This window comes from Nostoc sp. C110, assembly GCF_043099725.1.
Classification (GTDB): Bacteria; Cyanobacteriota; Cyanobacteriia; order Cyanobacteriales; family Nostocaceae; genus Nostoc; species Nostoc muscorum_A.
In genome coordinates this window covers 4,723,481-4,736,001 of record NZ_CP171148.1, presented here as the reverse complement: position 1 = coordinate 4,736,001, position 12,521 = coordinate 4,723,481, and the positions used below count along the sequence as shown (strand labels likewise).

At 41.5% G+C, this 12,521-nt stretch carries 9 protein-coding genes; 5 read left to right on the top strand and 4 right to left on the bottom strand.

The features are described 5' to 3' along the window. The first annotated feature begins 547 nt into the window (after window positions 1-547). The gene (locus tag ACFFRD_RS25645; protein WP_392478302.1) at window positions 548-1,492 is read left to right on the top strand and encodes a fatty acid desaturase family protein; all 945 of its coding nucleotides are present in this window, start codon (window positions 548-550) and stop codon (window positions 1,490-1,492) included. A gap of 147 nt (window positions 1,493-1,639) precedes the next feature. Then, entirely contained in the window at window positions 1,640-2,908 is a 1,269-nt protein-coding gene (locus tag ACFFRD_RS25640) for a bifunctional sterol desaturase/short chain dehydrogenase (RefSeq protein ID WP_392478300.1), read from the top strand. 185 nt (window positions 2,909-3,093) lie between these two features. Here ACFFRD_RS25640 and ACFFRD_RS25635 read toward each other — a convergent pair whose 3' ends face one another. The 3 genes from ACFFRD_RS25635 to ACFFRD_RS25625 form a co-directional block, all read right to left on the bottom strand. Next, entirely contained in the window at window positions 3,094-3,480 is a 387-nt protein-coding gene (locus tag ACFFRD_RS25635) for a type II toxin-antitoxin system VapC family toxin (RefSeq protein WP_392478298.1), read from the bottom strand. Further along, entirely contained in the window at window positions 3,477-3,716 is a 240-nt protein-coding gene (locus tag ACFFRD_RS25630; RefSeq protein ID WP_322718088.1) for a type II toxin-antitoxin system prevent-host-death family antitoxin, read from the bottom strand. Before ACFFRD_RS25630 ends, ACFFRD_RS25635 begins: the two co-directional genes overlap by 4 nt. A 96-nt stretch (window positions 3,717-3,812) precedes the next feature. Further along, a complete protein-coding gene (locus ACFFRD_RS25625) occupies window positions 3,813-4,148 on the bottom strand; it encodes a XisI protein (RefSeq protein WP_392478296.1) in 336 nt (111 codons plus the stop codon). 135 nt (window positions 4,149-4,283) lie between these two features. On the opposite strand from ACFFRD_RS25625, the gene ACFFRD_RS25620 reads away from it, so the two are divergent. After that, window positions 4,284-5,279 carry a hypothetical protein gene (locus tag ACFFRD_RS25620; RefSeq protein ID WP_392478294.1) on the top strand — a complete coding sequence of 332 codons (996 nt, stop codon included), beginning with the start codon at window positions 4,284-4,286 and terminating at the stop codon, window positions 5,277-5,279. 117 nt (window positions 5,280-5,396) lie between these two features. Here the strand turns inward: ACFFRD_RS25620 and ahcY are convergent, their stop codons facing one another. Continuing rightward, the gene (gene ahcY / locus ACFFRD_RS25615) at window positions 5,397-6,674 is read right to left on the bottom strand and encodes an adenosylhomocysteinase (RefSeq protein WP_392478292.1); all 1,278 of its coding nucleotides are present in this window, start codon (window positions 6,672-6,674) and stop codon (window positions 5,397-5,399) included. Window positions 6,675-7,066: 392 nt separating this feature from the next. Between ahcY and ACFFRD_RS25610 the strand changes: the two genes are divergently transcribed. Continuing rightward, window positions 7,067-8,740, top strand: coding sequence for a mechanosensitive ion channel family protein (locus tag ACFFRD_RS25610; protein ID WP_392478291.1), 1,674 nt, complete (start codon window positions 7,067-7,069; stop codon window positions 8,738-8,740). Window positions 8,741-9,172: 432 nt separating this feature from the next. Next, window positions 9,173-12,499, top strand: coding sequence for an efflux RND transporter permease subunit (locus ACFFRD_RS25605; RefSeq protein WP_392478289.1), 3,327 nt, complete (start codon window positions 9,173-9,175; stop codon window positions 12,497-12,499). Window positions 12,500-12,521 lie beyond the last annotated feature (22 nt).

The window sequence follows — 12,521 nt, the reverse complement described above, 5'->3', positions numbered from 1 at the left end:
TTTTAACTATTCCCAATTCCCAATTTCCAATTCCCAATTCCCTGTTGCCTTCCTATCACGCTTGCACTGCGCGAACAGAAATCAATTAAACAAATTTTCTGGAATAGGCTAATGTAGCAATGTAGATTACTTACTGTAGTACATAAGGAGGACGAACTATGACTGAGTTGCTAGCAGTCCGGGTTAATTTGACCATCCCAACCCAACGGACACAAGGCACAGAGATTCTTGTTCAGTCCTCTTTCCTATAGGATTGAAAACTAGAATTTACTAGACATTATTGTGCTGGGGGCTTCCTTGCATAAAAATGTCCTCCTCTGTGGAACCTTGTGCAAAACAAGTAGCACACATCGAGGAAACACCAATGTATCCAATCACCAACTTTCCCAGAGTTGAATTTAACCGCAGAACAAATTTTTCGTGCTGGTATAGTCAGCTAAATTCACAGCCTCTATTAAAATTAGATCAAAATTCAGGAGTCAAGAGTCAGAATTGAGAAATTAGAAGGCAACCACGCGCAACTATTCACGCCGACCTACTTAAAATTATGTCTGACGCAATTATTCAATCTGAATTATTGGATGACAAAGCTGATAAAGAGCAAAACCTCTGTCAGATTCTCAGTGTACAGGAGTTAAGTGTTCTAAACACTCGCTCCAACTCCAAAGGGCTAGTTCAACTGGCTTTCCACCTCACAGTCATGATTTGCAGTGGCTACCTGTGGGGAACGAACTTTGGCAATTGGTCACTGGCTATACCAGCACTGGTAATCTATGGCTTCAGTCTGGCTTCCATGTTTGCACCGATGCACGAATGCGTTCACAGAACGGCTTTCGCTAACAATCGATTAAATGATGCTGTAGCTTGGTTTTCCGGCTTGCTCTCATTTTACAACAGCACATTCTTTCGTCGTTATCATAAATGGCATCATCGCTACACTCGCGTTCCTGACAAAGATCCCGAACTAACCGATCTTAAACCGAGTAATCTGGGTAAATACTTGTTGATAATTAGCGGTTTACCGTGGTGGCGGGGTAAATTAAGCGGGCATTTTCAGGTTGCAACTGGTCAATTTGACGATTTTCCATTTGTGCCAGAAGCCGCACGAGCCGAAGTTATTCGCTCTACTCGATGGCAATTAGGTATTTATGTAAGTGCGATCGCAATCTCAATTCTATTTGGTCAGCCTTGGTTTTTCCTGTATTGGCTGCTACCCATGCTTATCGGTCAGCCGATTCTCCGTTTCATTCTGCTAGCAGAACATACAGGTTGCACTCTTGACGCTAATCTGCTCACAAATACGCGCACAACCTTAACCCTTTGGCCTGTGAGATTTTTCATGTGGAATATGCCATTTCATGCAGAACATCATTTGTACGCATCAATTCCTTTTCATGCTCTGCCAAAAGCACATCAGCAATTGAGCCAACACTTTACCCACATTGAACCTGGCTATATGAAAGTCAACTGGGATATCTTAACTAATTCGTAATTCGTAATTGGGCATTGCTTATTTCTCCCTCTGCCTCCCCTGCTTCCCCTGCCCCATTCCCTTTGATTTTAATTTGCTCTAGACTCGACCTTAACGCACCTTTGTCAGATCATGAAGAATGATTAATAAAAACGAGTATAGACAAATATGATAAAAATGCTAGCTGAAAACTTGATGGGAATTGATGCAAGATTACAAATTAATTGGGTTTGGTTAAATGCAGGCTTACAGTTTGCTAGCTGGGCACTTTTTTCACTCTTACTCGCTGAGGTCTTGAGAGACAGCTACCATGCTTTGTGTCACCAAGTCAATTGGCTTGCTAAATGGCACAACAAGCACCACATGGCCTATCGCCGCGATTTATCGATAGTTTCCATGAAAATTTACCAAGAATCGCAACTCTATCACGACATTTTAGAATCGAGTCTGCTGCTGGTGGTGTTGGTAGCCGTTGCCTTAATTGTCCAACAATGGGGGTTATGGCTGGGAGTAGCTTATGGTTCCACCTTCTTGTATGGCGCGTCTGTGCGGTATTTCCAGGGGAAAATTGATACAGACTACAACCACTTACCCGGCCCTTTAGAGACAATTCCATCGATTTGGTGGGTGAATCGGTCTTACCATTGGCGGCACCATTTTGATGATGTCAACGCTTACTACAGTGGTGTCTTTCCCTTAGTTGATAAAATTCTGGGTACAGGGCTGTCTCTCAAGGGGAAAACCATCGCTTTAACCGGAGCATCAGGAGCGTTAGGGCAAGCTTTGGCGGCTGAACTGGTAAAGAACAATGCTAAAGTCGTGGCATTAACCACTAATCCAGAAAAATTAGTAGAGCAAGTTGGGGTGAAAGTGGTTCCTTGGCAATTAGGTAATGAAGCCGAACTGAGGAATAGTTTAGAGAAAGTAGATATTTTAATTATCAACCACGGAATCAATGTCTACGCCAGCCGCACATCGGAGGCTATCAACTCTTCTTATGAGGTGAATACCTTTTCAGCATTGCGGTTGATGGATATATTTTCGACAACTGTAACAGGGCCACAAGCAAAAGCAACCAAGGAAATCTGGGTAAACACTTCTGAGGCTGAGGTTTCTCCAGCACTGAGTCCGCTTTATGAACTCAGCAAGCGATCGCTAGGTGATATTGTTACCCTAAAGCGTTTAGATGGAGATTGTGTAATTCGCAAGTTAATTCTTGGCCCATTTAAGAGTCAACTTAATCCCTATGGAGTGATGTCTGCACAGCAAGTTGCTCGTGCCATCTTATTTTTCGCGCGGCGAGACTTCCGAAATATTATTGTGGCAATAAATCCTCTTACCTATCTGCTGTTTCCCTTAAAAGAAACTAGTACGTCGCTATACTATCGAGTCTTCAGCCGAACAGCGAAAAGTGAACAGGACTTAAGCAAACAATAGCCAAAACCCTGATTTTAAGTAGGGGCAATTCATGAATTGCCCCTACGGAGTTTAGTTTTGCGACACCGAATAGCCAGTCACATCGCTCCGAGTGAGTGCTGATTATTTAATTTTGAAAAAAGCATACTTTTATGCACTTTTAAAATGGAAAGGCTATTCTCTTCCAGATTTTGAGCATTATTACCCTAATATAAAACACTGACCGAATAGGAACGAATTGCCGGGTCTACAGTTAAAATTGTTAAATTATGTTGTAAAGCTTGACAAATCAACATCCTATCAAAAGGATCACGATGTAATAATGGTAAATTCAAGAGTTGAGCAACACTTTCTTCATCTAGGTTGAGACTACTGATTAAATGCTGCTGACGCTGTTTAGGAAGGTAGATTTCAGGTGATTCTGGTAATGGTAATTTACCTAGCTGATATTTAACAGTTGCTTCCCAAACTGAAACGCAACTTAAATATACGTCGTTATTTAAATCACGAATGCTATGTTGTAAATGAATTGGTAATTTTTGATCGCCACTAATAAACCATAAGAATATATGGGTATCTAATAATAGTTTCATTTACCTTCAAAACTATTTAATATTTCTTCAGGTAAGGGACTATCAAAATCATCTGGAACAATGAACTCCCCAGCACATAAGCCATAAGGTCTAATTTGTTGAGAGGTGGCTGAAACTGGTTTAATTTCTGCAATAGGTTTACCTGCTTGCATGATAATAATACTTTCCCCTGCTGCTACTTGTTGAAGATAGCTAGTTAGATTTTGTTGGATTTCATCAACTGTTACGGTTAACATAAAATGTGTATGTAGGAATATTTCTAGTATATCAAGTTGATAGTTTTAAGTTATAGCAATGGCTATTTCCGATTTAGCAGGAGCTTTTAGGCTTAATTAATTAACTGCAAATTCAGTATATTGTCTTATATCGGTTGGTTGGAAGGCTAGAACAATTTGATTTTTAGGAATACCAGCATTAACAAGTTCATTTGCCATACCGTATTCTGTACCGTCTCTTTGAATCAAGATTTTATCGTTGATAATGTCAATATGGACTAAGCAACCATGTACCCGTTGATTATTTTCCCAGCCTAATGTTAGTAGTAGGTAATGGTTGGCGCTTTGGTCTATAATTAGTTGTCTTTCTAGCTCTCCGTAAGCGTAGGGGAGTTGGGCGTATTCGTTTAATATTTTTTGAATGATTTGGCGATAGTTATCTAAGGTATCCATTGCAGTACTATCTCTTTGAGTCGAAGACAAGTGAACAAATTTTATCTCGCGCAAATAAGCAAAGACAAAAAGTAAAAATATAAAATATAGTAATAATTTAAATTAGTAATGTTTTTGGAAATATAAATAATTAATATGTCAAATCCAATTCTAATAAGTTTAAAAATTTATCTTGAACAATTTTGCTGTGATTTTTTCAGTAAGAGGCAAATAGACACTATTTTTTCAGGTGGAGGCTTTACCAGGGATGAATCAATAAATTTTGAGTATAAACGTGATTTAATAAATCAATATTATAAATCAGTCGATTGGGAAAATCCAGTAATAATACCCAAATTGAATCAAGTTATAGAAACAATATTGTATTCTATTCATTTATCTGATGATGCAAAAAATAATTTTCGTAAAATACTATCAGACATTGGCTTTAAATTTGATGTAAATAAAGTAATTTATCAGCCAATTATTCCTAATAATAGTTTATTTATATCACAATTTCCTGTTGGATTGCCATTTGGAAAGCCCAAACCAGAGTTTGCTGTTCAAATTGATAAAGGTAGCCAAAAGTTAAAATTTGAATGGAAAAATGGTATTGGAATTATAGACTTTAATGTTTATCCTGATTTAACTTATCAAAAATTAGTACAAAACTTTAATTTACATTTAGGAACAACAGATGGAAGTTTAAGAAGAGCCTTGAAAGACATGAATCAAACTGAATACGAAACACAATTTTTTCTCCATTATGCTAACAAATTTAATATGGCGAATCAAAATATACCTATACTCATACCTCAAGCTTGGATACAGTGGCATTCACAATCCAAAAAATATTTAAATCCTACCTCATCTCTGAATATTAACGATATTTATAGGGTTGACTTTGTAGCTTTCTGGAAGAATAAAAAATTTGCTATTTTTATTGACGATATTAGTCATTATGCTACTCGTAAGCACAATCAAGAAACCTGGTTAGCTAGTGAAGAAGAATATTCTAAAAATATACAGCAAGATAGAAAATTGATGAAAGAAGGATGGTTTGTAATTAGATTTAGTAATTGGGAAATCAAACAAAAAGAATTACTTGATAAAGCTATGATTGATTTACAAGAAATAATAGTCTTTTCTTGATGTTTTACTCTTATTATTTCGTACCTTCATGGTTTCTTAAATAAATTCATAATGCCGAACACGAAAAAAGGGATAAGCCCAAAAGCCTATCCCCCAAAAAATCAACTAATCAATGTATCAAGTTCCACTTGTCCAAGAATTGATGTACTCAATTTGATCTGCTGTTAAGCTATCAATTGTGATACCAATAGCTTGCAATTTCAAACGAGCAATTTCTTGATCGACTTCAACAGGAATTGAGTGCAAACCAGGGGCTAACTTACCTTTATTCTTCACCAGGAATTCACAAGCCAAAGCTTGGTTGGCAAAACTCATATCCATTACTGCGCTGGGGTGTCCTTCAGCCGCAGCTAGGTTAATCAAGCGTCCTTGTCCGAGAACGACTACTGATTTACCATTTTTCAATTTGTACTCTTCGGTGAAAGGACGAACTTCTTTGATTTCCTTAGCTTGTGCAGCCAAGTATTTCAAATCAAGTTCCAAGTCAAAGTGACCAGAGTTACAAACGATCGCACCGTCTTTCATGACATCGAAGTGTTCACCGCGAACGACGTGCTTGTTACCAGTCACAGTGATAAAAATATCACCTTGGTGTGCAGCTTCAGCCATTGGCAGGACGCGGAAGCCATCCATTACGGCTTCAATTGCCTTGATGGGGTCGATTTCAGTGACGATGACGTTAGCACCCATGCCACGGGCGCGGAGGGCTGTACCTTTACCACACCAGCCATAACCGACGACGACAATGTTTTTACCAGCCAACAAAATATTTGTGGCGCGGATAATGCCATCTAGGGTTGATTGCCCAGTACCATAGCGATTATCAAAGAAGTGCTTGGTGTCAGCGTCGTTGACGTTGACTGCGGGGAAGGTGAGAACGCCTTCTCTAAACATAGCGCGTAACCGCACGATACCGGTGGTGGTTTCTTCGGTGCTACCAATCAAATCAGCGATTTGGTGTTGGCGTTGTTGTACCAAAGTTGCAACCACGTCGCTACCATCATCAACAATGATGTTGGGGCGATGATCTAAAGCTATTTGAACGTGGCGGTTATAAGTTTCGTTATCTTCGCCTTTTTGAGCAAAGACGGGAATTTCGTGATCGAGGACGAGGCTAGCGGCTACGTCATCTTGCGTTGATAAAGGGTTGCTAGCAATTAAAAGCGCGTCTGCACCACCGGCTTTCAGAGCGATCGCCAAATGTGCTGTTTCTGTTGTAATGTGGGCGCAAGCTACAAGGCGTAAACCAGCGAAGGGTTTCTCAATAGCAAAGCGATCGCGGATTTGCTTCAAAACTGGCATTTCGCGTCCAGCCCATTCAATGCGCTGTCTTCCCAAGGCAGCTAGGCCGAGGTCTTTAACCTCGTGCTTTAATCGGGGAGAAGTTGCGGTCATCAAAAGTTACCTCAAAAAATTAAAAAAGCTACGTAAATTTTACGCACTCTACTAGGTTATTGTACAACTTGCGATTTTGGCTTGAAAGAAAGCAAATCACTTGTCAATAGTCCTGAAAACTAGCTTGACGTTTGATTACCCTAATGTCAACTTCATCGGCAGGTTCTTCCCTTTTGTTTTATCTTTGGTAAGAGTAAGACTCTTCTAAGCTTTAATTGCTGATTCTAAGTACTTTGTCATCTATCTAAAGATAGAGGACAAATAAAACAACATCGAACTTTCATCATCTAAAGAAAAAATCTCGACTTTAGATAGGTACATTTACTCAATGTAATTGCGGAGGATGGTTATAGAAGTAGTCAATAGTCAATTGTTTTCAAGGAGGTGTTTGAGTGCGTTTTCAATTTTTGGCGTTGGCTTTGCCCGCCGTAGGCATCGCTAGTTCAATGGCCATAGCCGTTGTACCTATAGCAAAAGCCACAGCCCAGATTCCATTTTTACCTCAATTACAAGCTCCCAGCAGTGTCAGTAGTGATTCAAACGATCGGCTTGTCACAGGCTGGATTTATTTAGATGGTCGGCGGTTATTTCAGATCGCAGCATCAAAAGCCAACTTTCCTGAGCGTTCAGAAGATATCCAAAAGAAGTTGGAGACAATTAGCCAAAATTACATTCAATCACCAGCAAAAACAGCAGTCAAGGTACAAGTTCGCAAGGTAAACGACTTACCAGTAATTTATGTCAACGATCAATACCTGATGACGATCACTTCTGAGGATGCTGGACTACGACAGGTAGATATGTTGACATCGGCAAATCAAGTCGCCGAATCGTTACAACAAGACTTGCAACAAGCAAAGCAAGAAAGACAAACTCAATTTTTAATCAACCAAGGTAAAATTGCTGCGGGTACAGGACTGGCAATGATTATCATGAGTTGGGGGATATATAGTTGGCAGCGCCGTTCCAAAAAAAATTCAGTACAACCCATTGCCTCCCAACCTCTTAGATGGCCCCTAAACTCCCCAATTTCGCCAGCAGCAGCCCAACCAATTACAACACAACTAAATCAACAGCAACATCGGCATATCCAAGAAGTCAAAAGACGATTGTTTCAGCTAACTCAAGCTGGAATTTGGGGTAGTGGAAGTTTCTTTATCTTGGGTCTATTTCCCTACACACGACCATTTCAGCTAGGGATTCTCACAGCTGCCCAATTTCCTTTGCGATTAGGTGTCGTGTTCTTGGGAACTTATGTAGCAATCCGTCTCATCTACGCCCTTATTGACCGCTTCACCACCACTCTAATTAGCAGTGGTGCTTTACTGACTCCAGAAAGTTCAGAACGGCTGCAACTGCGAGTTTCCACATTTTCTGGCGTGACTAAAAGCATCGCTACTGGTATCTGCGTAGGAGTAGGCTTTTTGCTAGCGCTGGTGTCATTGGGGATAGATATCGTTCCCTTGCTAGCGGGTGCGAGTTTGGTTGGTGTTGCATTGTCTCTGGCCTCGCAAAACCTAATTAAAGATGCGATTAATGGTTTCCTGATTATTCTAGAAGACCAGTATGCTTTAGGCGATGTGATTAACGTGGGAGACGTAGGAGGCTTAGTAGAAAATCTGAATCTGCGGATGACCCAACTGCGGGATTCTGAAGGGCGCTTGATCACGATTCCCAATAGTGAAATTAAAATTGTTGCCAATCTTTCCAGTCGTTGGTCACGAGCCGATTTAACGGTTCCCATTGCCTACCAAGCCGATACAGAAGACGCTTTGAAGTTGATTGAAACAGTTGCTTTCGAGATGAATCAAGAAATGCAATGGCAGCGTCAAATTTTGGAACCGCCCCAAGTTTTGGGAATAGATCAATTTGGCGATCGCGGTTTGATTATTCGTGTATGGTTTAAAACACAGCCCCTGAAGCAATGGGATGTAGCACGGGAGTTCCGCCGTCGCCTGAAAGTCGCCCTAGACAAAGCCGGAATTTCTATTTCTGTACCTCAACAAGCGATTTGGGTCAATGACGATCAATTGTTAAATTTTCAAGGTAATGGCAAATCTCATTAGAAATTTGGATACATTACCGCATTTTTCAGTTGATTAGACCAGATTCTGTCCTATTGCCCCTTACAAAGGGGCTATGGTGTACCCACAAGTCTGGGACTTACGCAAACAATCGCTGAAAAGAAAGATTTTCTTCTTAGGGCAATTCATGTAGACGCAGAGCGGTGAGCCAGTCCGGTGGACGGCTTCCCCGGCATAAAGGAACTGGCGTTAGCGTAAGTCTTCCCGTAGGGTATTGCCCCCTGAGCGTATCTAGTTTGGCGTAAGTCCCAAAGTTGAAAAAAGCTTGATTTCCCCTTGAGTCAGCAGCCCAGACCTATGTATTCCCATACGGAGTATGGGAAGGAGAAAATATTTAACATGAAACCTTAATAAATTCTTATATTAATAAAAAGCCACTCTGTCCGTAACCAGAATTAAACTGTTCCTGGATTTATGTTTGTCAACACCTTCATCAAACGTCCAGTCTTAACTACAGTCTGTACGTTTATCATCTTGCTGCTGGGAAGCATCTGTATTCCCATCCTGCCAATTTCTCAGCTACCGGATCTCGCTCCGGTGCAAATCACCGTTAGTTCTAACAATATTGGTGCGGATGCTCAAACAACAGAAAGCAGTGTCACCAACATTATCGAGCGACAAATTAATGGTGTTAAAGATGTATCTTATATATCTTCTAACACGGGTAATGATGGTTCTAGCAATATAACTGTCTCCTTCCCAACTAATGTTAATAGCGATATTGCTCAAGTAAACGTTCAAAATAAAGAAGCACTTGCTTCACCTCAATTGCCAGATACTGTTCAAAGAACAGGTGTCACTGTTGAAACTGCATCAAGCAGTCTCCTTCTGGTTTATGGGTTTTACTCAGAAAATAATGAGTATGACAACATTTTTATCAGTAATTATGTCGATCTTTATATTCTCGATCAAATCAAACGACTTCCTGGTGTAGGAAGTGCCAGGGTTTTTGGGGAACGCAAATATGCCATGCGTCTTTGGCTCGATCCCAACAAGCTTGCCCAACACCAATTAACTCCTCAAGATGTGACAACTGCCCTGCAACAACAAAATATTCAAGTGGGTGCAGGGGCGATTGGTAAGGAACCAGCACCAGATAATCAAAGCTTTGAATTTGCTTTACGGGCAACCAGTCGATTTAAAGATGCGGCTGAATTTGAGGATATGGTGCTGAAGGTGAGTCAAGGTGGCACTAATGGCACTAATGGCACTACCAATAGCACTACGAATAGCACCTTAGTTAAAGTCAGAGATGTCGGTCGAGTTGAACTAGGAGCAGAAAACTATCTTGCTGATGCCAAATTTACCATCCCAGGAAATGCTCCCAAAGCAGCCGTGGGTTTGGGGATATATCAACTTCCGGGTAGTAATGCTTTAGACGTTGCTCATGCTGTTGAAGAGCGGATCGTAGCGCTGGAGAAGAGTTTTCCACCTGGACTAAAAGCACAGTTGGCATTTGATACCACGCCATTTGTGGAAATTTCTTTAGAAGAAGTTCTACACACTTTGGTTGAGGCGATTATCCTGGTGGTCTTGGTAATTTTCGTCTTTTTGCAAGATTGGCGTACCACGATCATTCCCACTGTTGCGATCCCCGTTTCCCTTATTGGGACGTGTGCGGCTCTCTTGGTTTTAGGATTTCAGATTAATACACTGACCTTATTTGGTTTCGTTTTAGCGATCGGGATCGTTGTTGATGATGCCATTATTGTAGTGGAGGCAGTTGCAGTCAAACTGGAGCAGGGCATGAGGCCCTTTGAGGCGGCTGTCGAAGCGATGAAGGAGTTGACTGGGGCAATCATTGCCACTTCACTTGTACTCATGGCGGTATTCATTCCCGTTGCATTCATTCCAGGCACTACAGGGATTGTCTACAAACAATTTGCGTTAACCGTTGCTTGTTCCATTGCCATTTCCACCTTCAATGCTTTAACATTCTCTCCAAGTATGGCAGCCATCCTCATGCGCCCTGCTCAGACTGCACGCGGCCCTTTGGGTTGGTTCTTTACGCAATTTAATCGGGGATTTTCTTGGTTCACACGGCGATATGTCGGGTTTGTTAGCTACCTTACCCATGTCAAGCCGATTGTAGTTGGAGTTTTCATCACTGGTTTAGTAGCAACGGTTTTAATGTACAGAGCAGTTCCTACCGGGTTTATTCCAGAGGAAGATCAGGGTTACTTCTTTGTAATTGTCCAAGGACCAGATGGGGTTTCTTTGAAGTACACCGAATCTGTTATGGATCGGGTTGTCAAAGAAGTAACATCGGCTCCCGAAGTTAGAGCTAGTTTTATGATCAGTGGCTTTGGTTTCGATGGTAATGCTTCTAATTTAGGTATTGCCTTTGCTAATCTGAAACCCTGGAAAGAGAGAGCTGAAGAATCTCAATCTGTTTATGGCATACTTCAGAGGCTGAACAAAAAGCTCTCGACAATTACAGAAGCTAGAGCGATCGCAGTGAATGCTCCTCCGGTTCGAGGGTTAAGTAGTACAGGTGGTTTTGAGTTTATCATTCAAGACCGAACTGGAAGTGCGCCGATTGAAACCTTAGTTGAGACTGCTCAAAAATTTATTGCAGCCGCAAATAAAAAGCCTGTTTTACAACGAGTTTTCACTCAGTTCACCGCAGATACTCCCCAATTTGACATTCAGGTAAACCGCAACCAAGCCAAAGCTCTCAATGTAGAAATTAACGACATCTTTGGAGCGTTGCAAACTTACTTGGGGTCGCAATATGTAAATAACTTTGTCCAAGGACAGCGACAGTATCGCGTATACGTCCAAGCAGATGGGGTTTTTCGCTCTAATCCAGATGATATTGGCAAACTTTATGTTCGCTCTGCAAACGGGGCGATGATTCCGTTGAGCAGTTTGGTGAAAGTTACTCCATTTGTGGGGCCAAAAACCGTCTCCCATTACAATTTGTACCGATCAATCAAAGTCCAGGGCGCTCCTGCTCCCGGTTCTAGTTCTGGAGAGGCGATAAAAGCGATGGAGCAAGTAGCAGCAGAGGTCTTACCTCAAGGATTTGGTTATGAGTGGACAGGGACTTATCTCCAAGAGAAGACATCAGGGGGAGCTACGGGCTTGATTTTTGCTTTAGCGATCGTTATTGTCTTTCTGGTGTTGGCGGCTCAGTATGAAAGCTATGTTGACCCAATCATTATTTTGCTGACAGTTCCCCTAGCAGTTTTGGGAGCGATGACGGCGATTTGGCTACGTTCCAATATTTTTATGGCAGGTAGTCTCTTCCCCAAAGTAGTGGATGATATCTATTGCCAAGTGGGTCTAGTAACTTTGATTGGTCTAGCTGCAAAAAACGCGATTTTAGTCGTGGAATTTGCCAATCAGCTGCATGAGCAAGGTATGAGCTACACACGCGCGGCGGTGAAAGCGGGACAAGAACGTCTGCGACCCATCTTAATGACTTCTTTTGCAGCGCTGTTAGGATTTTTGCCCTTGGTGATCTCTCAAGGGGCTGGAGCCAGTAGCCGTTGGTCTTTAGGAACAGCGCTCTTTGGAGGGTTGCTGCTTTCCACGTTCTTGAGTTTGTTCTTGGTGCCAATTTTGTATATCTTAGTCAAGACCTTCGCTCAGTCCATATTTTCTCGGAAGCGATCGGGTGGCTCAAAACCTCCAGATTATCCTAATGAAACTTCGGGATCTGAACATAAGGCTTTACCTGCTGGCTCAAGTCAGCCAGAGACACAACTCAGGTCTCAGCAGGACGGGATAACCTGATTTTTACCATCCTGTCTCTTTT